This window comes from Streptomyces sp. P17 (assembly GCF_032436805.1).
Taxonomy (GTDB): domain Bacteria; phylum Actinomycetota; class Actinomycetes; order Streptomycetales; family Streptomycetaceae; genus Streptomyces.
This window is the reverse complement of record NZ_JAVRBF010000026.1, coordinates 73,518-96,642: the sequence shown is the minus strand read 5'-3', so window position 1 is coordinate 96,642 and position 23,125 is coordinate 73,518. Positions and strand designations below refer to the sequence as shown.

Here is a 23,125-nt window from a genome sequence, read left to right as displayed (position 1 = left end):
CGAGCATCAGCGGAGGTTCCGTCATGACGTCAGCGATTGCCCGGGGATTTGCCGTTGCGGCGGCGCTGGCCGCGCTGGCCGCGTGCGGGGGAGGGGGCGGGGGTGGCGGGACCCCGCAGGACACTACGACCGGGACTGCGGCGACCGGGGTCGAGGAGGAAGAGGGCTTCACGGCGGACTCGGATGAGACCGAGGGCGGGCAAGGGGGCGACGGCGAGTCGGACGGCGAGGTCTTCCCCGGCAGCGACACCGAGAAGCCCTCCGCGTCCTCGATCAAACTGTCGAGGACGAAGGTGGGCGAGCCCGTCCAAGGGGATGTGGAGGTCAAGGGCTCTACGACGGCGGCGGCCAAGCCGCTTCAGAACGTCAACGGCAACATCGCGGGCGAGGAACTCGAGTTCATCCAGAAGTGTCTGGGTGAGGTGCCCCCGGAGGGCTGCGAGGTGATCTTCCAGTACACGCCGACCGAACCGGGGCCCTACTCAGGGGAGTTGACGTTCACGATGGCCGACGGCTCCACCGTCACCGCCCCCATCTCCGGGGAAGCGGTCGGGGGCGCGACCTCGGCCTCGGCGTCGCCCGTCGGGCCCACCACGACCGCGCCGGTGGCGCCGACCACTGAGACCGAGACGGAGGAGTTGCCGCCGGACGTGCCCACGGACACCCCCGAGCCGGACGACTACGACCTTCCCTGAGCCGCGGCCCCGCTCACGCCCCGCGGATCTCCAGCCAGGCGGTGCCGTCGTCAGGCAGCATCACCACCCGGCGGTCGTGGTACCGGGAGGTGCCCGAGACCAGGTAGAAGCGGCCCGGCGCCTTGGCGAGCATGCGGAAGCCCTTGTACTCGTATCGGTAGGGCGCGTTCTCGCTGCCGTAGTCCCTGAAGCGGATGTTCTTCGCGTGGTGGGCGAGGGGCACCTTCGAATGGACCACCACCCACGGCGTGTCCCGATAGCCCTCCTCCGCGTCCAACTGGGCATCGCCGCGTCCGATGTCGGCCACGTACTGCGCCATGGCGAAGAACAGGCTCACCGTCAGCAGCCCGATGAGCATCGTGCCTCCCGCCAGCCATGTCCGTTCGGCGGCGGGGGCGGCTCTGACCCGGATGCCCGTGCTCTCGCTCAGCCGTAGATGGACGGCGCAGATGGCCAGCGTGGCCCCCACGGCCACCATCAGGGCCGGGATGAACCGGCGTGCCCAGCCCTCGGGGAAAAGGCTCACCAGATCCGTGAAGAAGACCGGCAGGCCGAGCATCATCAGGGCCACGCCGAGGGTGAGCAGCCAGACGATCGCCGTACGACGGCGCACCGCCCGATCCGGTCCGGCCAGCGCCCGCCCCAGCCAGCCGAACACCAGGAACACGACCAGCCCGCCCGCCAGCAGCCCGCACAGGGGGACGAAGATCGCGCTGGTGCTGCTGGCCACGATGCCCTGCACGGAGAAGCCGAGGTCCTCCGGCAGTACGCCGAGGGTGGAGTAGTACGCCTTGATGTAGAGGCTGCCGAAGTAATAGAGCAGGGCGAAGGTGACGGTGCTGGGCGCCGCGACGATCGCCGCCTTCTCCACGAACGTCGACGCGGGTGAGCGCCGGGGCGGGGGCTCGGGATCGGCCGGCTGCTCGGGCGGCGTGGACATGGTCAACAGTCTGTTTGCCCCTTATCGGACCCGCACGCCGAGGCGGTCCCCTCGGGGGCGCCTCCGGGTTTTCTCCGGGTCCGGGACCGGTGCCGGGAATGCCGGTTCGGCGCATGATGGAGGGACTCCGACCGGTACGGGGGAGGTACTCCATGTCGCAACCGTCGTGGCAGCCGTGGCAGAGCGGCGGTGTGCCCCAGCCGTGGGGCTCACACAGTGGCAGCCCGGCCATGCTCGCCTCGCACGCCGACCGTGAGCGGGCGGTGGATGTGCTGCGGGCGGGATACGGCGAGGGGCGGCTGGAGCAGCCCGAGTTCGAGAAGCGGGTCGCGCGGGCGTACGCCGCTCGTACGGTGGGAGAGCTGGGGCTGCTCGTCGCGGACCTGCCCAACGGTCCTGTGCCGCATATGGCGCCCTTCATCGCCGTACCGCAGCCCCGTACGAACGGGAAGGCGGTCGGGGCCGGGGTGTGCGGGGTGCTGTGTCTCGTCAGCTTCGGGCTCACCGGCATACCGGCCGTCGTGCTGGGGCACTCGGCCCGCGCCGAGATACGGCGGACCGGGGAGGGCGGTGACGGGCTCGCGCTGACCGGGCTGGTGCTGGGTTGGCTGTCCACCGCTGGGTGGGTCCTGTTTCTGACGGTGCTCATGGTGGCCGCAGCGGTGTCCGGATGAGGCCGGGATTCGTGGATTCGAAGATCAATTCCGGCGGACGGTCTTGACATGAGCCGTGTGCGGATGTGAGCGGGCCTCATTTGTTTTGACCGCAGCGAATGAGGTAGGTACGCTCAGACCTTGTGCCTGGGGTGTGCCCTGGCTCTCGTGCGTGCCTTCAACCGCATAGCGAGCTGTGAGCGGCCACCGTAATCTGTGCTCTTTTCGCCTTGCGGCGGGAGTCCGCCGGATTCGACACACCCGACCGCGTGGGTCGGCGACGTTCCAGGTTAGCTTCACCATTCGGCACACAGAAACCGGAGAAGTAGTGCCTACGATCCAGCAGCTGGTCCGGAAGGGCCGGCAGGACAAGGTCGAGAAGAACAAGACGCCCGCACTTGAGGGTTCGCCTCAGCGTCGCGGCGTGTGCACGCGTGTGTTCACGACCACCCCGAAGAAGCCGAACTCGGCCCTGCGTAAGGTCGCGCGTGTGCGTCTGACCAGCGGGATCGAGGTCACCGCTTACATTCCGGGTGAGGGACACAACCTGCAGGAGCACTCCATCGTGCTCGTGCGTGGTGGCCGTGTGAAGGACCTGCCGGGTGTTCGCTACAAGATCATCCGCGGTTCCCTCGACACCCAGGGTGTCAAGAACCGCAAGCAGGCCCGCAGCCGCTACGGCGCCAAGAAGGAGAAGTAAGAATGCCTCGTAAGGGCCCCGCCCCGAAGCGCCCGGTCATCATCGACCCGGTCTACGGTTCTCCTCTGGTGACCTCCCTCATCAACAAGGTGCTGCTGAACGGCAAGCGCTCCACCGCCGAGCGCATCGTCTACGGCGCCATGGAGGGCCTGCGCGAGAAGACCGGCAACGACCCGGTCATCACGCTCAAGCGCGCTCTTGAGAACATCAAGCCGACCCTTGAGGTCAAGTCCCGCCGTGTCGGTGGCGCCACCTACCAGGTGCCGGTCGAGGTCAAGCCCGGCCGCGCCAACACCCTGGCGCTGCGCTGGCTGGTCGGTTACTCCCGCGCCCGCCGCGAGAAGACCATGACCGAGCGTCTCCTCAACGAGCTTCTCGACGCCTCCAACGGCCTCGGTGCGGCTGTGAAGAAGCGCGAGGACACCCACAAGATGGCCGAGTCCAACAAGGCCTTCGCGCACTACCGCTGGTAGTCGCTACCCACATCGAGACCGAGAGAAGACTGAAGCCTTATGGCTACCACTTCACTTGACCTGGCCAAGGTGCGCAACATCGGCATCATGGCCCACATCGACGCGGGCAAGACGACCACCACCGAGCGGATCCTGTTCTACACCGGTGTGTCTTACAAGATCGGTGAGGTCCACGACGGCGCTGCCACCATGGACTGGATGGAGCAGGAGCAGGAGCGTGGCATCACGATCACCTCTGCTGCCACCACCTGTCACTGGCCGCTGGAAGACGTCGACCACACCATCAACATCATCGACACGCCGGGCCACGTCGACTTCACCGTCGAGGTGGAGCGTTCGCTGCGCGTGCTCGACGGCGCGGTGACGGTGTTCGACGGCGTCGCCGGTGTTGAGCCCCAGTCCGAGACGGTGTGGCGTCAGGCGGACCGCTACGGCGTTCCGCGTATCTGCTTCGTCAACAAGCTCGACCGCACGGGCGCCGAGTTCCACCGCTGCGTGGACATGATCTCGGACCGCCTGGGCGCTCAGCCGATCGTCATGCAGCTCCCGATCGGTGCCGAGGCCGACTTCAAGGGCGTCGTCGACCTGGTCACCATGAAGGCGTTCGTGTGGTCCGCCGAGGCCACCAAGGGCGAGATGTACGACGTCGTCGACATCCCGGACACCCACACCGAGGCCGCCGAGGAGTACCGCGGCAAGCTGCTTGAGGCCGTGGCCGAGAACGACGAAGAGATCATGGAGCTGTACCTGGAGGGCGAGGAGCCTTCTGCGGAGCAGTTGTACGCCGCGATCCGTCGTATCACCATCGCCTCCGGCAAGGGCAAGGGCACCACGGTCACCCCGGTGTTCTGCGGTACCGCGTTCAAGAACAAGGGCGTCCAGCCCCTGCTCGACGCGGTCGTGCGCTACCTCCCCTCCCCGCTCGACGTCGAGGCCATCGAGGGCCACGACGTCAAGGACCCGGAGCTGGTCGTCAAGCGCAAGCCGTCCGACGACGAGCCGCTGTCGGCGCTGGCGTTCAAGATCATGAGCGACCCGCACCTCGGCAAGCTCACCTTCGTCCGGGTCTACTCGGGCCGCCTGGAGTCCGGCACCTCGGTGCTGAACTCCGTCAAGGGCAAGAAGGAGCGCATCGGCAAGATCTACCGTATGCACGCGAACAAGCGTGAGGAGATCGAGTCGGTGGGCGCCGGCGACATCATCGCCGTCATGGGTCTGAAGCAGACCACGACCGGTGAGACGCTGTCCGACGACAAGAACCCGGTGATCCTGGAGTCCATGGACTTCCCGGCGCCGGTCATCCAGGTCGCCATCGAGCCCAAGTCGAAGGGCGACCAGGAGAAGCTCGGCGTCGCGATCCAGCGCCTGGCCGAGGAGGACCCGTCCTTCCAGGTCCACTCGGACGAGGAGACCGGCCAGACCATCATCGGCGGTATGGGCGAGCTGCACCTTGAGGTGCTGGTCGACCGTATGCGCCGTGAGTTCAAGGTCGAGGCCAACGTCGGCAAGCCGCAGGTCGCCTACCGTGAGACGATCCGCAAGGCCGTCGAGCGCGTCGACTACACGCACAAGAAGCAGACTGGTGGTACCGGCCAGTTCGCGAAGGTGCAGATCGGCATCGAGCCGCTTGAGGGTGGCGACACCTCGTACGAGTTCGTGAACAAGGTGACCGGTGGTCGTATCCCGAAGGAGTACATTCCTTCGGTCGACGCCGGCTGCCAGGAGGCCATGCAGTTCGGCATCCTCGCGGGCTACGAGATGACCGGCGTGCGCGTGATTCTGCACGACGGTGCCTACCACGAGGTCGACTCCTCCGAGCTCGCGTTCAAGATCGCCGGTTCGCAGGCCTTCAAGGAGGCCGCGCGCAAGGCCAGCCCTGTGCTCCTTGAGCCGATGATGGCCGTCGAGGTCACCACGCCCGAGGACTACATGGGTGAGGTCATCGGTGACATCAACTCCCGCCGTGGCCAGATCCAGGCCATGGAGGAGCGGGCCGGTGCCCGCGTCGTGAAGGGCCTCGTGCCCCTCTCGGAGATGTTCGGCTACGTCGGCGACCTGCGCAGCAAGACGTCCGGCCGCGCCAGCTACTCCATGCAGTTCGACTCCTACGCCGAGGTTCCGCGGAACGTCGCCGAGGAGATCATCGCGAAGGCCAAGGGCGAGTAACGCACCGCGTTCACACGCTTTAGGCTTGACTCCGGAGCCTCGTGGGGCATTCCACCGCAATCGTGGTGAGAGTGCCCCCGGGCCCGGGCATTCCAGCAAAGATCACCTGGCGCCGATGAAGCAAGGCGTTCAGAACCACTCCACAGGAGGACCCCAGTGGCGAAGGCGAAGTTCGAGCGGACTAAGCCGCACGTCAACATCGGCACCATCGGTCACATCGACCACGGTAAGACGACCCTCACGGCCGCCATTACCAAGGTGCTGCACGACGCGTTCCCGGACCTGAACGAGGCCTCGGCGTTCGACCAGATCGACAAGGCTCCTGAGGAGCGCCAGCGCGGTATCACCATCTCCATCGCGCACGTCGAGTACCAGACGGAGACCCGTCACTACGCCCACGTCGACTGCCCCGGTCACGCGGACTACATCAAGAACATGATCACGGGTGCTGCCCAGATGGACGGCGCCATCCTCGTGGTCGCCGCCACCGACGGCCCGATGCCGCAGACCAAGGAGCACGTGCTCCTGGCCCGCCAGGTCGGCGTTCCGTACATCGTCGTCGCCCTGAACAAGGCCGACATGGTGGACGACGAGGAGATCCTTGAGCTCGTCGAGCTTGAGGTCCGTGAGCTGCTCTCCGAGTACGAGTTCCCGGGCGACGACCTGCCGGTCGTCAAGGTCTCGGCGCTCAAGGCCCTTGAGGGCGACAAGGAGTGGGGCCAGTCCGTCCTCGACCTGATGAAGGCCGTCGACGAGTCCATTCCGGAGCCCGAGCGGGACGTCGACAAGCCGTTCCTGATGCCGATCGAGGACGTCTTCACGATCACCGGTCGTGGCACGGTCGTCACCGGTCGTATCGAGCGTGGTGTCCTCAAGGTCAACGAGACCGTCGACATCATCGGCATCAAGACCGAGAAGACCACCACCACGGTCACCGGCATCGAGATGTTCCGCAAGCTGCTCGACGAGGGCCAGGCCGGTGAGAACGTCGGTCTGCTGCTTCGTGGCATCAAGCGCGAGGACGTCGAGCGCGGCCAGGTCATCATCAAGCCGGGCTCGGTCACCCCGCACACCGAGTTCGAGGCGCAGGCCTACATCCTGTCCAAGGACGAGGGTGGCCGCCACACGCCGTTCTTCAACAACTACCGTCCGCAGTTCTACTTCCGTACGACGGACGTGACCGGCGTGGTGACCCTCCCCGAGGGCACCGAGATGGTCATGCCGGGTGACAACACCGAGATGAAGGTGGAACTCATCCAGCCCGTCGCCATGGAAGAGGGCCTGAAGTTCGCCATCCGTGAGGGTGGCCGGACCGTGGGCGCCGGCCAGGTCACCAAGATCAACAAGTGATCTTGAACTGACCCGGTAGGTCTCTGAAGGGGCCCGTACGACTTCGGTCGTACGGGCCCCTTTGCCGTCCCTGCCGTCCTTTGCTGTCGTGTTCGCGCCATGAATGAAACCTGGCCGAACCTTGTGCGACGGATTTGCGAGGGTTCCGGCAAGGTCGCCCTGCGAGCTGCGGGAATGGTCTTTCCTGGTTCGGGCCCAGAGTTTTCCCGAGGACGGCCAGGTTTCCTGATGCACCGAGCGCGCGGCGGACTGTCGATGCCGTTGCCGAAGCAAGCCCCGGTCGCAGTGGCGGACCGCCCGCTGCAGCCCCTTCGCACCCGGCGGCTCTACGTCGTCGACGGCATCCGTCTGATCGCGGCGCTGATGGTGGTGCTCCACCACTTCGCGGGCACGCGCCGGGTGAACGAGCCCGGCAACGCGATCTGGAGCCGGCCGGTGTCGGAGATCATGCCGTCGCTGTTCCGCGTCGCGGCCTACGGCTGGATCGGCGTCGAGATCTTCTTCGTGATCAGCGGCTTTGTGATCTGCATGTCGTGCTGGGGCCGGACACCCCGCCAGTTCTTCGTCTCCCGCGTGATCCGGCTGTACCCGGCGTACTGGTTCGCGGTGCTGTTCACGACGGCGGTGCTGGTGGCCGTACCGGGCGTCTGGGAGAGACTGCCCGCACGCGAGGTGCTGCTCAACCTGACGATGCTGCAAGCGGGTTCGGACGTACCGAACGTGGACCTGGTCTACTGGACGCTCTGGTCGGAACTGCGCTTCTATCTGCTCTTCCTGGTGGTCGTGGCCATGGGGCTGACCTACCGCAGGGTGATCGTCTTCTGCTGCGTCTGGGGTGCCGTCGCGATGCTGGCGCCGGTGTCCGACTTCCCGCTGCTGAAGCTGCTCGCCAATCCCGACGGGGCCTGGTACTTCATCGCGGGCCTGGCGCTCTATCTGATGCACCGCTTCGGCCAGGACCTGCTGCTCTGGGGCATCCTCGCGATGGCCTGGCTGATGGGCCAGCTGGAGCTGGGGGAGCGGGTCGAGTACGAGGATGTCTCCAGCTGGCGTGGGGCGGTCCTGATCTTCACGGCGTTCATGCTGGTCATGGTGGCGGTGTCCCTGGGTCACCTGGACCGCATCCGCTGGAAGTGGCTGGTCACGGCCGGGTGCCTGACGTATCCGCTGTACCTGATGCACTACCTGGCCGGCACGGCGATCATCAGCCGCCTGCACGGCACGATGGACGCCCGGCTGCTGGTGGGGCTGTTGGTCGCGGGGTTCCTGGTGCTGAGCTGGGCGGTGCATCGGGTGGTGGAGCGGCCGGTGGCGCGGGTGCTGAAGCGGGGGTTGGACTCGTCGTTCGCGAGGCTGCGACCGGGCCGGTGACGGCCTGGCCGTCGAACGAGCGTTCCAGGAAGTCGGAGACGGATACTCATGCACCTGACCACGGAGGAATCATGGACGTTCGTGCCGTGGTGACGGAGTTCCCCGGAGTCGTACCACCCCCGGGACTGGCCGACGGCTGGCACTGGTCGCCGGCGCCCGGGATCGACTTTGCCGGTGTGCGGTGTGCTGTCCGCCGACGGCAAGCGCCTTCTTCGGTTCAGCAGTCGTGACTCCTACGACCAGGATCTTGCGGTCGGGGTCCTCGGGTTCGCGCGGGAGCGCGAAGACGAGATCTTCGTTCGCAATGCCTTCCTCGGTTCTCTCGACGGCTTCGAGCCGTCCGCAGGGCGCCGCTTCGATGCGGTGGTGGGCATCGCGCCCGAGGTGCATCGCTTCTACCGTGTGCAGGTCGAGTTCACGCTCTGGTGCCGGGAGGTCGAGGAGGAGTGGCCGGACCCGGACACCTATGTCGACGACCTGTACGACGCCGCCTCCGCCGAACTCCCGCGCATCGTCGCCCAGCTGGAATCCGGAGCCCTCGGTGCCCGGCTCGAGCCCTCCGAGGAGGACCTGACCGACGGCGCGGACTACATCGACCACACGGCGTGGCGGCCCTCGGGCAAGGTCCTGCTGGCCGGCGTCAAGCACGGCGACACCGAGGCACCGGTTCAGCTGGTCGTGGTGGTGCGTGAACCGAGCGAGGGCGCGGAGGGGGATGAGGGCGAGTGGCTCTGACGGCCCCGGCGGCCCCGCCCTCACCACCGGTGTTTGACCTGCGTCACTCCCGGGGTATTCTCTCCGGCTCGATTGGCCAGGCCCCTGCCCCATATGGCAGACTGTCGGAGTTGCTCGGTCGAGTGTTGATGCTGCGCGCCTCCCGCCGGGAGGACCGGAAGCGAGTCCCACAGTACTCGTCGCCCTAACTGCCTGATGGCAGCGCTGGGGCGGACGTACGGGAATCTTTCGGGAAGTGTCAGTGCGGCACCGGCCAGGCACCCGGTGGGCTTCTCGCCCTCGGCCTGCGGTTCCGGAAGGGCCGTGTGCATTCCCAGCAGGGATGTTCGAACAAGGGGCATCTGTGTCAGCGGGAGCGCGACACGCCCGACCGCGTGGGTCGGAGGACGAGAGTAGGAACACCGGGTTCCAGAGCGTTACGAGAGACAGGACTACTAGTAGCCATGGCGGGACAGAAGATCCGCATCCGGCTCAAGGCCTACGACCACGAGGTCATCGACAGCTCGGCGAAGAAGATCGTCGAGACGGTGACGCGTACTGGTGCGTCGGTCGCGGGCCCGGTGCCGCTGCCCACTGAGAAGAACGTGTACTGCGTCATCAAGTCGCCGCACAAGTACAAGGACTCGCGCGAGCACTTCGAGATGCGCACGCACAAGCGCCTGATCGACATTCTCGACCCCACCCCCAAGACCGTTGACTCTCTGATGCGACTCGACCTCCCGGCCGGTGTCGACATCGAGATCAAGCTCTGAGGGTCGGTGATCTGAGAATGGCTAAGCAGATCAAGGGCATCCTGGGCGAGAAGCTCGGCATGACGCAGGTGTGGGACGAGAACAACCGTGTTGTTCCGGTCACCGTCGTCAAGGCCGGCCCGAACGTCGTGACCCAGGTCCGTACGAACGACAGTGACGGCTACGAGTCGGTCCAGATCGCCTTCGGCGAGATCGACCCGCGCAAGGTGAACAAGCCCCTCAAGGGCCACTTCGCCAAGGCCGACGTCACCCCCCGTCGCCACCTCGTCGAGATCCGTACCGCTGACGCCAGCGAGTACACCCTCGGCCAGGAGATCACCGCCGAGGTGTTCGAGGCGGGCGTCAAGGTCGACGTCACCGGCAAGAGCAAGGGCAAGGGCTTCGCCGGTGTCATGAAGCGCCACAACTTCCGTGGTCTCGGCGCCGGACACGGCACCCAGCGCAAGCACCGCTCTCCCGGTTCCATCGGTGGCTGCGCCACCCCGGGCCGTGTGTTCAAGGGCCTCCGCATGGCGGGTCGTATGGGCAATGAGCGGGTCACCACCCAGAACCTGACCGTCCACGCCGTTGACGCGGAGAAGGGTCTGCTGCTCATCAAGGGCGCGGTTCCCGGTCCGAACGGCGGCCTCGTCCTGGTCCGCACCGCGGCCAAGGGGGCCTGAGGTAACCGATGAGCACTGTTGACATCCTTTCGCCGGCGGGCGACAAGGCCGGTACCGTCGAGCTCCCCTCGGAGATCTTCGACGTAGAGAAGATCAGCGTTCCGCTGCTTCACCAGGTCGTCGTCGCACAGCTGGCCGCTGCCCGTCAGGGCACCCACAAGACCAAGACCCGCGGTGAAGTCCGTGGTGGTGGCAAGAAGCCTTACCGCCAGAAGGGCACCGGTCGCGCCCGTCAGGGTTCGACCCGCGCGCCGCAGTTCGCCGGTGGTGGCGTCGTGCACGGTCCCGTGCCGCGTGACTACTCGCAGCGGACCCCGAAGAAGATGAAGGCCGCGGCCCTGCGCCACGCCCTCACCGACCGGGCCCGCAACAACCGCATCCACGTCGTCTCCGGCGTCATCGAGGGTGAGACCCCCTCGACGAAGGCCGCGAAGTCGCTGTTCGGCAAGATCTCGGAGCGCAAGAACCTGCTCCTGGTCGTCGAGCGTGCCGACGAGGCCGCGTGGCTGTCCGCCCGCAACCTGCCCCAGGTCCACATCCTGGAGCCGGGCCAGCTGAACACGTACGACGTTCTCGTCTCGGACGACGTGGTCTTCACCCAGGCCGCCTTCGAGTCCTTCGTGTCCGGCCCGAAGGCCAATGACACCGAAGGGAGCGAGGCCTGATGGCTATCCGTCACCCCGCCATTGCCTCCAAGGCGGCCAAGGCCGCCAAGGCCGCGCGCGTCGCCAAGGCGCGTCGCCACGCCACGGAGGGCAAGAACACCGTCGAGACCCCGCTGAGCAAGTCCTTCACGGACCCCCGTGACGTGCTGCTCAAGCCGGTTGTCTCCGAGAAGAGCTACGCGCTCCTCGACGAGGGCAAGTACACGTTCGTCGTCGACCCGCGTGCCAACAAGACCCAGATCAAGGAGGCCGTCCAGGCGGTCTTCTCGGTCAAGGTCACCGGGGTCAACACGATCAACCGCCAGGGCAAGCGCAAGCGGACCCGCACGGGCTTCGGCAAGCGTGCCGACAGCAAGCGCGCGATCGTGACCCTCGCCGAGGGCGACCGTATCGACATCTTCGGCGGTCCGACCGCGTAAGCGGGTCGGATCGTCCGATATCGGACGAGGACTGAGAAATGGGAATCCGCAAGTACAAGCCGACTACGCCGGGCCGCCGTGGCTCCAGCGTCGCCGACTTCGTCGAGGTCACGCGGTCCACGCCGGAGAAGTCGCTGGTCCGCCCGCTGCACAGCAAGGGCGGCCGTAACAACGCCGGTCGTGTGACCGTTCGCCACCAGGGTGGCGGACACAAGCGCGCCTACCGAGTGATCGACTTCCGTCGTCACGACAAGGACGGCGTGCCGGCGAAGGTCGCGCACATCGAGTACGACCCCAACCGCACCGCGCGCATCGCGCTGCTGCACTACGCCGACGGCGAGAAGCGCTACATCCTCGCCCCGCGCAACCTGCAGCAGGGTGACCGCGTCGAGAACGGTCCCGGGGCCGACATCAAGCCGGGCAACAACCTGGCGCTCCGCAACATCCCGGTCGGTACCACGATCCACGCGATCGAGCTCCGTCCCGGTGGCGGCGCCAAGTTCGCCCGCTCCGCCGGTGCCTCCGTGCAGCTGCTCGCGAAGGAGGGCCAGATGGCCCACCTGCGCATGCCCTCCGGTGAGATCCGCCTGGTCGACGTGCGCTGCCGCGCCACCGTCGGCGAGGTCGGCAACGCCGAGCAGAGCAACATCAACTGGGGTAAGGCCGGCCGTAAGCGCTGGCTGGGCGTTCGCCCGACCGTTCGCGGTGTGGCGATGAACCCGGTTGACCACCCCCACGGTGGTGGTGAGGGCAAGACCTCCGGTGGTCGCCACCCGGTCAGCCCCTGGGGTCAGAAGGAAGGTCGTACTCGTTCGCCCAAGAAGGCGTCGAACAAGTACATCGTCCGCCGCCGCAAGACGAACAAGAAGCGCTAGGAGCGGGTTTAGATGCCGCGCAGTCTCAAGAAGGGGCCCTTCGTCGACGACCACCTGATCAAGAAGGTGGACGCCCAGAACGAAGCCGGCACCAAGAACGTCATCAAGACCTGGTCCCGTCGCTCCATGATCGTGCCGGCCATGCTCGGCCACACGCTCGCGGTGCACAACGGCAAGACCCACATCCCGGTGTTCGTCACCGAGTCGATGGTCGGCCACAAGCTCGGCGAGTTCTCGCCGACGCGCACCTTCCGGGGCCACGTCAAGGACGACCGGAAGTCGAAGCGCCGCTAGTAGCGGATCGCATTCAGACACGTAAGAAACTGAAGGGACAACCATGGAAGCCAGGGCCCAGGCGCGGTACATCCGCGTCACGCCCATGAAGGCCCGCCGCGTGGTGGACCTCATCCGTGGCATGGACGCCACGGAGGCCCAGGCGGTCCTGCGATTCGCTCCGCAGGCCGCCTCCGTGCCGGTCGGCAAGGTGCTCGACAGCGCCATTGCCAACGCCGCGCACAACTACGACCACACCGACGCCGACAGCCTCTACATCTCCGAGGCGTACGTCGACGAGGGTCCGACCCTGAAGCGGTTCCGGCCGCGTGCCCAGGGCCGTGCCTACCGGATCCGCAAGCGGACCAGCCACATCACCGTGGTCGTCAGCAGCAAGGAAGGAACCCGGTAATGGGCCAGAAGGTAAACCCGCATGGGTTCCGGCTCGGTGTCACGACCGACTTCAAGTCGCGTTGGTACGCCGACAAGCTGTACAAGGACTACGTCAAGGAAGACGTCGCCATCCGTCGGATGATGACGTCCGGCATGGAGCGCGCCGGTATCTCGAAGGTCGAGATCGAGCGCACCCGTGACCGCGTCCGCGTGGACATCCACACCGCGCGTCCGGGCATCGTCATCGGCCGCCGTGGCGCCGAGGCCGACCGCATCCGCGGTGACCTGGAGAAGCTGACCGGCAAGCAGGTCCAGCTGAACATCCTTGAGGTCAAGAACCCGGAGACGGACGCTCAGCTGGTGGCCCAGGCCGTCGCCGAGCAGCTGTCCTCCCGCGTCTCCTTCCGTCGGGCCATGCGCAAGAGCATGCAGTCCGCCATGAAGGCCGGCGCCAAGGGCATCAAGATCCAGTGCGGTGGCCGCCTCGGCGGCGCCGAGATGTCCCGCTCGGAGTTCTACCGCGAGGGCCGCGTGCCCCTGCACACGCTCCGCGCGAACGTGGACTACGGCTTCTTCGAGGCCAAGACGACCTTCGGCCGCATCGGTGTGAAGGTCTGGATCTACAAGGGCGACGTCAAGAACATCGCCGAGGTCCGCGCCGAGAACGCTGCCGCCCGTGCGGGTAACCGCCCGGCTCGCGGTGGCGGCGGCTCCGACCGCCCGGCCCGTGGTGGCCGTGGTGGCGAGCGGCGCGGTCGCAAGCCGCAGCAGGCTGCCGGCGCCGAGGCCCCCAAGGCCGAGGCTCCCGCCGCCGCTCCGGCTGAGAGCACCGGAACGGAGGCCTGACCGACATGCTGATCCCCCGTAGGGTCAAGCACCGCAAGCAGCACCACCCGAAGCGCAACGGTATGTCCAAGGGTGGCACGCAGGTTGCGTTCGGCGAGTACGGCATCCAGGCGCTCACCCCGGCGTATGTGACGAACCGTCAGATCGAGGCCGCTCGTATCGCCATGACGCGTCACATCAAGCGTGGTGGCAAGGTCTGGATCAACATCTACCCGGACCGTCCCCTCACCAAGAAGCCTGCCGAGACCCGCATGGGTTCCGGTAAGGGTTCTCCGGAGTGGTGGATCGCCAACGTCAAGCCCGGACGCGTGATGTTCGAGCTGTCGTACCCCAACGAGAAGATCGCCCGTGAGGCCCTGACTCGCGCCGCCCACAAGCTGCCGATGAAGTGCCGGATCGTCAAGCGCGAGGCAGGTGAAGCGTGATGTCGGCCGGTACCAAGGCGTCCGAGCTGCGCGAGCTGGGCAACGAGGAGCTTCTGGCGAAGCTCCGCGAGGCCAAGGAAGAGCTGTTCAATCTCCGCTTCCAGGCGGCGACCGGACAGCTTGAGAACCATGGCCGTCTGAAGGCGGTCCGCAAGGACATCGCGCGGATCTACACCCTGATGCGCGAGCGTGAGCTGGGCATCGAAACGGTGGAGAACGCCTGATGAGCGAGAACAACGTGACTGAGAACACCGAGGCGCGCGGCTTCCGCAAGACCCGTGAGGGTCTCGTCGTCAGCGACAAGATGGACAAGACCGTCGTCGTCGCCGTCGAGGACCGCGTCAAGCACGCGCTGTACGGCAAGGTCATCCGCCGTACGAACAAGCTCAAGGCGCACGACGAGCAGAACGCCGCGGGCGTCGGCGACCGTGTCCTCCTCATGGAGACCCGGCCGCTGTCCGCGACGAAGCGCTGGCGCGTCGTCGAGATCCTCGAGAAGGCCAAGTAATTCCTGCGGGGCAAATCCGCAGGACAGTTCCGCCAGGCTCGGCAGGGGCTCCCCTCGTGAAGAGGACGCCCCTGCCGGGAACCGGCAGACAAACAGGAGATAGACGTGATCCAGCAGGAGTCGCGACTGCGCGTCGCCGACAACACTGGTGCGAAGGAAATCCTTTGCATCCGTGTGCTCGGTGGCTCCGGTCGCCGCTACGCGGGCATCGGTGACGTCATCGTCGCCACCGTCAAGGACGCGATCCCCGGTGGCAACGTGAAGAAGGGTGACGTCGTCAAGGCGGTCATCGTTCGCACCGTCAAGGAGCGCCGCCGTCCGGACGGCTCGTACATCCGCTTCGACGAGAACGCCGCCGTCATTCTGAAGAACGACGGCGACCCTCGCGGCACCCGTATCTTCGGCCCCGTCGGCCGCGAGCTGCGCGAGAAGAAGTTCATGAAGATCATCTCGCTCGCGCCGGAGGTGCTGTAAGCATGAAGATCAAGAAGGGCGACCTGGTCCAGGTCATCACCGGCAAGGACAAGGGCAAGCAGGGCAAGGTCATTGCCGCTTACCCGCGCGACGAGCGCGTCCTGGTCGAGGGTGTCAACCGGGTCAAGAAGCACACCAAGGCCGGTCCGACCGCTCGCGGTTCCCAGGCCGGCGGCATCGTCACGACCGAGGCGCCGATCCACGTCTCCAACGTCCAGCTGGTCGTTGAGAAGGACGGCAACAAGGTCGTCACGCGTGTCGGTTACCGCTTCGACGAAGAGGGCAACAAGATCCGCGTTGCCAAGCGGACGGGTGAGGACATCTGATGGCTACCACCACCACTCCGCGTCTGAAGACGAAGTACCGCGAGGAGATCGCGGGCAAGCTGCGTGACGAGTTCAAGTACGAGAACGTCATGCAGGTCCCCGGCCTCGTCAAGATCGTGGTCAACATGGGTGTGGGCGACGCCGCCCGCGACTCCAAGCTGATCGAGGGCGCCATCCGCGACCTCACCACGATCACCGGTCAGAAGCCGGCCGTCACCAAGGCCCGCAAGTCCATCGCGCAGTTCAAGCTGCGTGAGGGTCAGCCGATCGGTGCCCACGTCACGCTCCGTGGCGACCGCATGTGGGAGTTCCTGGACCGCACCCTGTCGCTCGCGCTGCCGCGCATCCGCGACTTCCGTGGTCTGTCCCCCAAGCAGTTCGACGGCCGTGGCAACTACACCTTCGGTCTCACGGAGCAGGTCATGTTCCACGAGATCGACCAGGACAAGATCGACCGCGTCCGGGGTATGGACATCACCGTGGTCACCACGGCGACCAACGACGCTGAGGGCCGCGCGCTCCTTCGTCACCTCGGCTTCCCCTTCAAGGAGGCGTGAGCGAGATGGCGAAGAAGGCTCTGATCGCAAAGGCTGCTCGCAAGCCCAAGTTCGGCGTGCGTGGCTACACGCGCTGCCAGCGCTGCGGCCGTCCCCACTCCGTGTACCGCAAGTTCGGCCTGTGCCGCGTGTGCCTTCGTGAGATGGCTCACCGTGGCGAGCTGCCGGGCGTGACCAAGAGCTCCTGGTAGTCCCCGCTTTTCAGGGATTCCGGAGTCTCTCGGTAAGCACTGGGCGTGTCAGGCGCCCTCCCCTTCATGGCTTAGGCTTGGAGGGTTGGGCGCCTGATGGTCGCCCGTACGACTTACTACGCCGTAGGTCCACCGCACCGCACCCGCCTCGTCTCGGATCGAGGAGAGGGATGGGCACCTGGAAACCCCGGCGAGAGAGGCCGAAGGCCAATTCATGACCATGACTGATCCGATCGCAGACATGCTTACGCGTCTGCGGAACGCGAACTCGGCGTACCACGACACCGTGGCGATGCCGCACTCGAAGATCAAGTCGCACATCGCGGAGATCCTCCAGCAGGAGGGCTTCATCACGGGCTGGAAGGTCGAGGACGCCGAGGTCGGCAAGAACCTCGTCCTCGAGCTGAAGTTCGGCCCGAACCGTGAGCGCTCCATCGCGGGCATCAAGCGGATCTCCAAGCCCGGTCTCCGGGTGTACGCGAAGTCCACCAACCTGCCGAAGGTGCTGGGTGGCCTGGGCGTGGCGATCATCTCCACGTCCCACGGGCTCCTCACCGACAAGCAGGCCGGCAAGAAGGGCGTAGGCGGAGAAGTTCTCGCCTACGTCTGGTAACGGAAGGGAACGGAGGAAACAGCTATGTCGCGCATCGGCAAGCTCCCCATCGCGGTTCCCGCCGGCGTGGACGTCACCATCGACGGCCGTACGGTCAAGGTCAAGGGCCCCAAGGGCGAACTGACCCACACCGTCTCGGCGCCGATCGAGATCGTCAAGGGTGAGGACGGCGTCCTGAACGTCACCCGCCCCAACGACGAGCGTCAGAACAAGGCCCTGCACGGCCTGTCCCGCACGCTGGTGGCGAACATGATCACCGGCGTGACCCAGGGTTACGTGAAGAAGCTCGAAATCAGCGGTGTCGGTTACCGCGTGACCGCCAAGGGCTCGAACCTTGAGTTCGCGCTCGGCTACAGCCACCCGATCCTGGTCGAGGCCCCCGAGGGCATCACCTTCAAGGTGGAGACCCCGACCCGTTTCCAGGTCGAGGGCATCGACAAGCAGAAGGTCGGCGAGGTTGCGGCCAACATCCGCAAGCTGCGCAAGCCCGACCCGTACAAGGCCAAGGGCGTCAAGTACGAGGGCGAAGTCATCCGCCGCAAGGTCGGAAAGGCGGGTAAGTAAGCCATGGCATACGGACAGAAGATCCTGAAGGGCGACGCCTACAAGCGCGCCGCGATCAAGCGCCGTCACATCCGGATCCGCAAGCGGATCGCCGGTACGGCGGAGCGTCCCCGTCTGGTCGTTACCCGCTCGAACCGCCACATCGTGGCCCAGGTGATCGACGACATCAAGGGTCACACCCTTGCGTCGGCGTCCACCCTGGACACCTCGGTCCGCGGTGGCGAGGGCGACAAGTCGGCCCAGGCCAAGCAGGTCGGCGCCCTGGTCGCCGAGCGCGCCAAGGCCGCCGGCGTCGAGGCTGTCGTATTCGACCGTGGTGGCAACCAGTACGCCGGGCGCATTGCCGCTCTGGCGGACGCCGCCCGCGAAGCCGGCTTGAAGTTCTGAGCCGTTCGTAGCTAGCGGAAAAGAGAGAGGTAAATCCAATGGCTGGACCCCAGCGCCGCGGTGGCGGTGCCGGTGGCGGCGAGCGGCGGGACCGGAAGGGCCGTGACGGCGGCGCAGCTGCCGCCGAGAAGACCGCGTACGTTGAGCGCGTTGTCGCGATCAACCGCGTCGCCAAGGTTGTGAAGGGTGGTCGTCGCTTCAGCTTCACTGCGCTCGTCGTAGTGGGCGACGGTGACGGCACCGTGGGTGTCGGTTACGGCAAGGCCAAGGAGGTGCCGGCCGCCATCGCCAAGGGCGTTGAGGAGGCCAAGAAGCACTTCTTCAAGGTCCCCCGGATCCAGGGCACCATCCCGCACCCGATCACGGGTGAGAAGGCTGCCGGCGTCGTGCTGCTCAAGCCCGCGTCCCCCGGTACCGGTGTTATCGCCGGTGGCCCGGTGCGCGCCGTGCTCGAGTGCGCCGGTATCCACGACGTGCTGTCGAAGTCGCTCGGCTCGTCCAACGCGATCAACATCGTGCACGCGACCGTGGAGGCCCTGAAGGGCCTGCAGCGTCCCGAGGAGATCGCGGCCCGCCGCGGTCTGCCGCTCGAGGACGTCGCTCCCGCGGCTCTGCTGCGTGCGCGTGCCGGGGCGGGTGCGTAATCATGGCGCAGCTGAAGATTACGCAGGTCAAGTCCTACATCGGCAGCAAGCAGAACCACCGTGACACCCTGCGCTCCCTTGGTCTCAAGGGCATCAACACGCAGGTCGTCAAGGAGGACCGCCCCGAGTTCCGCGGCATGGTGCACACCGTCCGCCACCTCGTGACGGTCGAGGAGGTCGACTGATCATGGCGGAAAACAACCCGCTGAAGATCCACAACCTCCGTCCGGCTCCCGGCGCCAAGACCGCCAAGACCCGTGTCGGTCGTGGTGAGGCGTCGAAGGGTAAGACGGCCGGTCGTGGTACCAAGGGCACCAAGGCCCGTTACCAGGTTCCGGAGCGCTTCGAGGGTGGGCAGATGCCCCTCCACATGCGCCTCCCGAAGCTCAAGGGCTTCAAGAACCCGTTCAAGACCGAGTACCAGGTCGTGAACCTCGACAAGCTGGCCGCGCTCTACCCCGAGGGTGGCGAGGTCACCGTCGAGGGTCTGGTGGCCAAGGGTGCCGTTCGCAAGAACAGCCTCGTCAAGGTCCTCGGCCAGGGCGAGATCTCGGTGGCGCTGCAGGTGACGGTTGACGCCGTCTCCGGCTCCGCCAAGGAGAAGATCACCGCCGCCGGCGGTACCGTCACCGAGCTCGTCTGAACACAACAGGCGTCTCGATGACTTGAGCGATCCCGACCGGGGATACCCCACAAATGGGGTATCCCCGGTTGGTCGTTCCTAGGGTGGCAGTCTCGCGGGTAAGGTGGCCTGCACTGCCAACTTTTACTGGGTGCCTCACATGCGGCACTCTGAGCGGCAGTTGACCGTTACCTAATCGTCGAACCTCAAGACCGTCACCCTTGACGCAGTAGCGCGGGGGTCGCAGGAGGCACCGTGCTCACCGCGTTCGCCCGGGCGTTCAAGACGCCCGACCTGCGCAAGAAGCTGCTCTTCACGCTCGGCATCATCGTGGTGTACCGGGTCGGTACGCGCATCCCGATTCCCGGCGTCGACTACACGTCCGTACAGCAGTGCGTGGACGAGGCGTCCGGCAACCAGGGCCTCTTCGGTCTGGTCAACATGTTCAGCGGCGGCGCGCTGCTGCAGATCACGGTCTTTGCGCTGGGCATCATGCCGTACATCACGGCGAGCATCATCCTCCAGCTGCTGACCGTCGTGATCCCGCGCCTGGAAGCCCTCAAGAAGGAGGGCCAGGCCGGAACGGCGAAGATCACGCAGTACACCCGTTATCTGACGGTGGCGCTCGCCATCCTGCAGGGCACCGGCCTTGTCGCCACCGCCCGCAGCGGCGCCCTCTTCTCCAGCTGCACGGTCGGCGGCCAGATCGTCCCGGACCGCTCGATCTTCGTCACGATCACCATGGTCATCACGATGACCGCCGGTACGGCCGTCGTCATGTGGCTCGGTGAGCTGATCACCGACCGCGGTATCGGCAACGGCATGTCGATCCTGATGTTCATCTCGATCGCCGCGACCTTCCCGTCCGCGCTGTGGGCCATCAAGACCCAGGGCAGCCTGGCCGACGGCTGGATCGAGTTCGGCACCGTCCTCGCCGTGGGCCTTGTCATGGTCGGCCTGGTGGTCTTCGTGGAGCAGGCCCAGCGCCGTATCCCGGTGCAGTACGCCAAGCGCATGATCGGCCGTCGTTCCTACGGTGGTACGTCCACCTACATCCCGCTGAAGGTGAACCAGGCGGGTGTGATTCCCGTCATCTTCGCGTCGTCGCTGCTCTACATTCCGGCGCTGGTCGCGCAGTTCTCCGAGGGCAACTCGAGCTGGAAAACCTGGATCGAAGCGAATCTCGTCACAGGCGACCATCCGATTTACATCACTCTGTACTTCTTGCTCATTGTTTTCTTCGCGTTCTTCTACGTGGCGATCTCCTTCAACCCCGAGGAAGTCGCCGACAACATGAAGAAGTATGGTGGCTTCATCCCGGGCATCCGGGCTGGCCGACCGACCGCTGAGTACCTGTCCTACGTGCTCAACCGGATCACCTGGCCGGGTTCGCTGTATCTGGGTCTGATCGCTCTCGTCCCGACGATTGCGTTGGCCGGTTTCGGCGCCAACCAGAACTTCCCGTTCGGTGGCACCAGCATCCTGATCATCGTGGGTGTCGGTCTTGAGACCGTGAAGCAGATCGAGAGCCAGCTCCAGCAGCGCAATTACGAAGGGTTCCTCCGCTGATGCGAATCGTCCTCGTCGGGCCGCCGGGCGCGGGCAAGGGTACGCAAGCCACACGCCTTGCCGAGAAGCTGAACATTCCGCATATCTCCACGGGCGACCTGTTCCGCGCCAACATCAGCCGGCAGACGGAGCTCGGGAAGCTCGCGAAGTCCTACATGGACGCGGGCAATCTCGTGCCGGACGAGGTCACCATCGCGATGGCCAAGGACCGCATGGAGCAGCCGGACGCCGAGGGCGGCTTCCTGCTGGACGGCTTCCCGCGCAATGTGTCCCAGGCCGAGGCGCTGGACGAGCTGCTCTCGTCCGAGGGCATGCAGCTGGACGCGGTGCTGGATCTGGAGGCCCCCGAGGAAGAGGTGGTCAAGCGGATCGCCGGCCGGCGCACCTGCCGGAACGACTCCGCGCACGTCTTCCACGTGACGTACAGCCCGCCGAAGAAGGAAGGTGTCTGCGACATCTGCGGCGGCGAGCTGTACCAGCGCGACGACGACTCCGAGGAGACGGTCCGGACGCGGCTGGAGGTCTACCACACGCAGACCGAGCCGATCATCGACTACTACAAGGCGCAGGGCCTGGTCGTCACGATCGAGGCCATGGGTCCGGTGGACGAGGTCACGGGCCGCGCCCTGACCGCGCTGAAGCGCGAGGGCGCCGAGAAGTAGGTCTTTGTACGTCGCTGCAGCCGCGGTTCCCTGAGGGGGGCCGCGGCTGCTGCGTGGGTGGGCTGCCCGAGCGGCAGGACTGCCCGCAGGCTGCGCACGTATGGTTGTGAAGTAGCCCTTACCCCCGGTTCCAGAAAGGCTCCCGCCGCCATGGTGCAGATCAAGACCCCCGAGCAGATCGCCAAGATGCGTGAGGCGGGGCTGGTCGTCGCAGCCATTCACGCGGCCACTCGGGAGGCCGCGGTGCCGGGGGCCAGCACCAAGGATCTGGACGAGGTCGCGCGCAAGGTGCTCGCGGAGCACGGGGCGAAGTCGAACTTCCTCGGGTACGGCGGATTCCCGGCGACCATCTGCACCTCCGTGAACGAGGTCGTGGTCCACGGCATCCCGTCCGACGAGGTCGTCCTCAAGGACGGCGACATCATCTCCATCGACTGCGGCGCGATCATCGACGGCTGGCACGGTGACGCCGCCTACACCGCCTTCGTGGGGTCCGGTCACGCTCCGGAGCTGATCGAGCTCTCGCGGGTGACCGAGGAGTCGATGTGGGCCGGGATCGCGGCGATGAAGCTGGGCAACCGGCTCGTCGACATCTCCAAGGCCATCGAGACGTACATCCGCCGCCAGCCCAAGGCCGGCGGCGGCCGGTACGGGATCATCGAGGACTACGGCGGCCATGGCATCGGCACCGAGATGCACATGGACCCGCATCTGCTGAACTACGTCGAGCGCCGGCGCGGCAAGGGCCCGAAGCTGGTCCCCGGCTTCTGCCTCGCCATCGAGCCGATGGTCTCCCTGGGCACGCCCAAGACGGAGGTCCTCCAGGACGACTGGACGGTCATCACGACGGACGGCACCTGGTCCTCCCACTGGGAGCACTCGGTCGCGCTGACGGAGCAGGGGCCGCTGGTGCTGACGGCTCCTGACGGGGGTAAGGCGAAGCTGGCCGAGTACGGTGTCAGCGCTGCCCCGGACCCGCTTGCGTAATGATCTCCCGGGTGGGGCAGGATCCCTCGATTCGTGTTTCCGGGTGCGCTGACGTAGACTGACTCGTCGGCTCTTGTGTACCCGCATGTCTGCATGCGCTCACACTGAGTCGATCAAGGTAGTCGATTCGAAGGGCGAAGCGTGGCCAAGAAGCAAGGTGCCATCGAGATCGAGGGCACTGTCGTCGAGTCTCTTCCGAACGCCATGTTCAAGGTCGAGCTCCAGAACGGCCACCAGGTCCTGGCACACATCAGCGGCAAGATGCGTATGCACTACATCCGCATCCTCCCTGACGACCGGGTCGTGGTGGAGCTGTCTCCGTACGACCTGACGCGTGGCCGGATCGTCTACCGCTACAAGTAGATCTTGCCCGCATCCCGCTTCGGCGGGGTATTGGCACTGACCCGGAGAACCTCAATCCCATGAAGGTCAAGCCGAGCGTCAAGAAGATCTGCGACAAGTGCAGGGTGATCCGCCGTCACGGTCGGGTCATGGTCATCTGCGAGAACCCGCGCCACAAGCAGCGCCAGGGCTGACGCACGACCTTTCCCTCTGCATCGATATCGCAGAGACTTCACGCGACGCGAGCTGAATATGTTCATACGCAGGGCCCAGGCGCTTGTCGCCT

General features: G+C 66.1%; 35 protein-coding genes. 34 read left to right on the top strand and 1 reads right to left on the bottom strand.

Annotation, left to right across the window (positions count from 1 at the left end; all coding sequences use genetic code 11):
* Window positions 1-23 precede the first annotated feature (23 nt).
* Window positions 24-695 (top strand): hypothetical protein, encoded by a 672-nt coding sequence (locus RMT89_RS18760; RefSeq protein ID WP_315884881.1) that lies wholly within the window; start codon window positions 24-26, stop codon window positions 693-695.
* 13 nt (window positions 696-708) lie between these two features.
* Here the strand turns inward: RMT89_RS18760 and RMT89_RS18755 are convergent, their stop codons facing one another.
* Entirely contained in the window at window positions 709-1,635 is a 927-nt protein-coding gene (locus tag RMT89_RS18755) for a hypothetical protein (RefSeq protein WP_315884880.1), read from the bottom strand.
* Window positions 1,636-1,787: 152 nt separating this feature from the next.
* Here RMT89_RS18755 and RMT89_RS18750 point away from each other — a divergent pair, with 152 nt between their 5' ends.
* The 33 genes from RMT89_RS18750 to rpmJ all read left to right on the top strand — a co-directional run bounded on the left by RMT89_RS18750 (window position 1,788) and on the right by rpmJ (window position 23,033).
* Window positions 1,788-2,309: a DUF1707 and DUF4190 domain-containing protein gene (locus RMT89_RS18750; RefSeq protein ID WP_315884879.1), complete on the top strand. Its 522-nt coding sequence runs from the start codon at window positions 1,788-1,790 to the stop codon at window positions 2,307-2,309.
* 307 nt (window positions 2,310-2,616) lie between these two features.
* Entirely contained in the window at window positions 2,617-2,988 is a 372-nt protein-coding gene (rpsL, locus tag RMT89_RS18745; RefSeq protein WP_003948652.1) for a 30S ribosomal protein S12, read from the top strand.
* A 2-nt stretch (window positions 2,989-2,990) separates the two neighbouring features.
* Entirely contained in the window at window positions 2,991-3,461 is a 471-nt protein-coding gene (gene rpsG / locus RMT89_RS18740) for a 30S ribosomal protein S7 (RefSeq protein ID WP_003998848.1), read from the top strand.
* Window positions 3,462-3,500: 39 nt separating this feature from the next.
* Entirely contained in the window at window positions 3,501-5,627 is a 2,127-nt protein-coding gene (gene fusA, locus RMT89_RS18735) for an elongation factor G (RefSeq protein ID WP_315884878.1), read from the top strand.
* 156 nt (window positions 5,628-5,783) lie between these two features.
* Entirely contained in the window at window positions 5,784-6,977 is a 1,194-nt protein-coding gene (gene tuf / locus RMT89_RS18730; RefSeq protein WP_030671874.1) for an elongation factor Tu, read from the top strand.
* A gap of 228 nt (window positions 6,978-7,205) precedes the next feature.
* Window positions 7,206-8,348 carry an acyltransferase gene (locus RMT89_RS18725; protein WP_315884877.1) on the top strand — a complete coding sequence of 381 codons (1,143 nt, stop codon included), beginning with the start codon at window positions 7,206-7,208 and terminating at the stop codon, window positions 8,346-8,348.
* A 183-nt stretch (window positions 8,349-8,531) separates the two neighbouring features.
* Window positions 8,532-9,083, top strand: coding sequence for a hypothetical protein (locus RMT89_RS18720; RefSeq protein ID WP_315884876.1), 552 nt, complete (start codon window positions 8,532-8,534; stop codon window positions 9,081-9,083).
* A gap of 443 nt (window positions 9,084-9,526) precedes the next feature.
* Entirely contained in the window at window positions 9,527-9,835 is a 309-nt protein-coding gene (rpsJ, locus tag RMT89_RS18715; RefSeq protein ID WP_003948644.1) for a 30S ribosomal protein S10, read from the top strand.
* 17 nt (window positions 9,836-9,852) lie between these two features.
* Window positions 9,853-10,497 (top strand): 50S ribosomal protein L3, encoded by a 645-nt coding sequence (rplC, locus tag RMT89_RS18710; RefSeq protein WP_115906450.1) that lies wholly within the window; start codon window positions 9,853-9,855, stop codon window positions 10,495-10,497.
* 8 nt (window positions 10,498-10,505) lie between these two features.
* Window positions 10,506-11,162 carry a 50S ribosomal protein L4 gene (gene rplD, locus RMT89_RS18705; RefSeq protein ID WP_315884875.1) on the top strand — a complete coding sequence of 219 codons (657 nt, stop codon included), beginning with the start codon at window positions 10,506-10,508 and terminating at the stop codon, window positions 11,160-11,162.
* Window positions 11,162-11,581, top strand: a complete 420-nt coding sequence (gene rplW, locus RMT89_RS18700) for a 50S ribosomal protein L23 (protein ID WP_315884874.1) — start codon at window positions 11,162-11,164, stop codon at window positions 11,579-11,581. The genes rplD and rplW overlap by 1 nt, the downstream gene beginning before the upstream one ends.
* 38 nt (window positions 11,582-11,619) lie before the next feature.
* Entirely contained in the window at window positions 11,620-12,456 is an 837-nt protein-coding gene (gene rplB, locus RMT89_RS18695) for a 50S ribosomal protein L2 (protein WP_059192905.1), read from the top strand.
* 12 nt (window positions 12,457-12,468) lie between these two features.
* Window positions 12,469-12,750 carry a 30S ribosomal protein S19 gene (gene rpsS, locus RMT89_RS18690; RefSeq protein ID WP_003992359.1) on the top strand — a complete coding sequence of 94 codons (282 nt, stop codon included), beginning with the start codon at window positions 12,469-12,471 and terminating at the stop codon, window positions 12,748-12,750.
* 43 nt (window positions 12,751-12,793) lie between these two features.
* Window positions 12,794-13,141 (top strand): 50S ribosomal protein L22, encoded by a 348-nt coding sequence (rplV, locus tag RMT89_RS18685; RefSeq protein ID WP_019329637.1) that lies wholly within the window; start codon window positions 12,794-12,796, stop codon window positions 13,139-13,141.
* Window positions 13,141-13,968: a 30S ribosomal protein S3 gene (gene rpsC / locus RMT89_RS18680; RefSeq protein WP_232650418.1), complete on the top strand. Its 828-nt coding sequence runs from the start codon at window positions 13,141-13,143 to the stop codon at window positions 13,966-13,968. Before rplV ends, rpsC begins: the two co-directional genes overlap by 1 nt.
* A gap of 5 nt (window positions 13,969-13,973) precedes the next feature.
* Window positions 13,974-14,393 carry a 50S ribosomal protein L16 gene (gene rplP / locus RMT89_RS18675; protein ID WP_009190136.1) on the top strand — a complete coding sequence of 140 codons (420 nt, stop codon included), beginning with the start codon at window positions 13,974-13,976 and terminating at the stop codon, window positions 14,391-14,393.
* Window positions 14,393-14,617, top strand: coding sequence for a 50S ribosomal protein L29 (gene rpmC / locus RMT89_RS18670; RefSeq protein WP_007494763.1), 225 nt, complete (start codon window positions 14,393-14,395; stop codon window positions 14,615-14,617). Before rplP ends, rpmC begins: the two co-directional genes overlap by 1 nt.
* Window positions 14,617-14,901, top strand: coding sequence for a 30S ribosomal protein S17 (gene rpsQ / locus RMT89_RS18665; RefSeq protein WP_004984524.1), 285 nt, complete (start codon window positions 14,617-14,619; stop codon window positions 14,899-14,901). The genes rpmC and rpsQ overlap by 1 nt, the downstream gene beginning before the upstream one ends.
* A 105-nt stretch (window positions 14,902-15,006) precedes the next feature.
* Window positions 15,007-15,375 (top strand): 50S ribosomal protein L14, encoded by a 369-nt coding sequence (gene rplN, locus RMT89_RS18660; RefSeq protein WP_003998823.1) that lies wholly within the window; start codon window positions 15,007-15,009, stop codon window positions 15,373-15,375.
* Window positions 15,376-15,377: 2 nt separating this feature from the next.
* On the top strand, window positions 15,378-15,701 hold the full coding sequence (gene rplX, locus RMT89_RS18655) for a 50S ribosomal protein L24 (protein ID WP_269661072.1): 324 nt from the start codon (window positions 15,378-15,380) through the stop codon (window positions 15,699-15,701).
* A complete protein-coding gene (rplE, locus tag RMT89_RS18650; protein WP_053661885.1) occupies window positions 15,701-16,258 on the top strand; it encodes a 50S ribosomal protein L5 in 558 nt (185 codons plus the stop codon). Before rplX ends, rplE begins: the two co-directional genes overlap by 1 nt.
* A 5-nt stretch (window positions 16,259-16,263) precedes the next feature.
* A complete protein-coding gene (locus RMT89_RS18645; RefSeq protein WP_003948630.1) occupies window positions 16,264-16,449 on the top strand; it encodes a type Z 30S ribosomal protein S14 in 186 nt (61 codons plus the stop codon).
* 214 nt (window positions 16,450-16,663) lie between these two features.
* Window positions 16,664-17,062: a 30S ribosomal protein S8 gene (gene rpsH / locus RMT89_RS18640; RefSeq protein ID WP_015658459.1), complete on the top strand. Its 399-nt coding sequence runs from the start codon at window positions 16,664-16,666 to the stop codon at window positions 17,060-17,062.
* A gap of 24 nt (window positions 17,063-17,086) precedes the next feature.
* Complete coding sequence (gene rplF / locus RMT89_RS18635; protein WP_315884873.1) at window positions 17,087-17,626, top strand: 50S ribosomal protein L6; 540 nt, start codon at window positions 17,087-17,089, stop codon at window positions 17,624-17,626.
* Between the two features lie 3 nt (window positions 17,627-17,629).
* Complete coding sequence (rplR, locus tag RMT89_RS18630) at window positions 17,630-18,013, top strand: 50S ribosomal protein L18 (protein WP_067018998.1); 384 nt, start codon at window positions 17,630-17,632, stop codon at window positions 18,011-18,013.
* A gap of 38 nt (window positions 18,014-18,051) precedes the next feature.
* On the top strand, window positions 18,052-18,657 hold the full coding sequence (rpsE, locus tag RMT89_RS18625) for a 30S ribosomal protein S5 (protein ID WP_315884872.1): 606 nt from the start codon (window positions 18,052-18,054) through the stop codon (window positions 18,655-18,657).
* 2 nt (window positions 18,658-18,659) lie between these two features.
* Entirely contained in the window at window positions 18,660-18,842 is a 183-nt protein-coding gene (gene rpmD, locus RMT89_RS18620; RefSeq protein ID WP_003974250.1) for a 50S ribosomal protein L30, read from the top strand.
* Window positions 18,843-18,844: 2 nt separating this feature from the next.
* The gene (gene rplO, locus RMT89_RS18615; protein WP_067018996.1) at window positions 18,845-19,300 is read left to right on the top strand and encodes a 50S ribosomal protein L15; all 456 of its coding nucleotides are present in this window, start codon (window positions 18,845-18,847) and stop codon (window positions 19,298-19,300) included.
* A gap of 234 nt (window positions 19,301-19,534) precedes the next feature.
* Complete coding sequence (gene secY / locus RMT89_RS18610; RefSeq protein WP_315884871.1) at window positions 19,535-20,848, top strand: preprotein translocase subunit SecY; 1,314 nt, start codon at window positions 19,535-19,537, stop codon at window positions 20,846-20,848.
* A complete protein-coding gene (locus RMT89_RS18605) occupies window positions 20,848-21,510 on the top strand; it encodes an adenylate kinase (RefSeq protein ID WP_315884870.1) in 663 nt (220 codons plus the stop codon). Before secY ends, RMT89_RS18605 begins: the two co-directional genes overlap by 1 nt.
* A 150-nt stretch (window positions 21,511-21,660) precedes the next feature.
* Window positions 21,661-22,497, top strand: a complete 837-nt coding sequence (map, locus tag RMT89_RS18600) for a type I methionyl aminopeptidase (RefSeq protein ID WP_315884869.1) — start codon at window positions 21,661-21,663, stop codon at window positions 22,495-22,497.
* A gap of 141 nt (window positions 22,498-22,638) precedes the next feature.
* Window positions 22,639-22,860 carry a translation initiation factor IF-1 gene (gene infA, locus RMT89_RS18595; protein WP_003948620.1) on the top strand — a complete coding sequence of 74 codons (222 nt, stop codon included), beginning with the start codon at window positions 22,639-22,641 and terminating at the stop codon, window positions 22,858-22,860.
* 59 nt (window positions 22,861-22,919) lie between these two features.
* Window positions 22,920-23,033, top strand: a complete 114-nt coding sequence (gene rpmJ, locus RMT89_RS18590; RefSeq protein WP_003998809.1) for a 50S ribosomal protein L36 — start codon at window positions 22,920-22,922, stop codon at window positions 23,031-23,033.
* The last annotated feature ends 92 nt before the right edge of the window (window positions 23,034-23,125 follow it).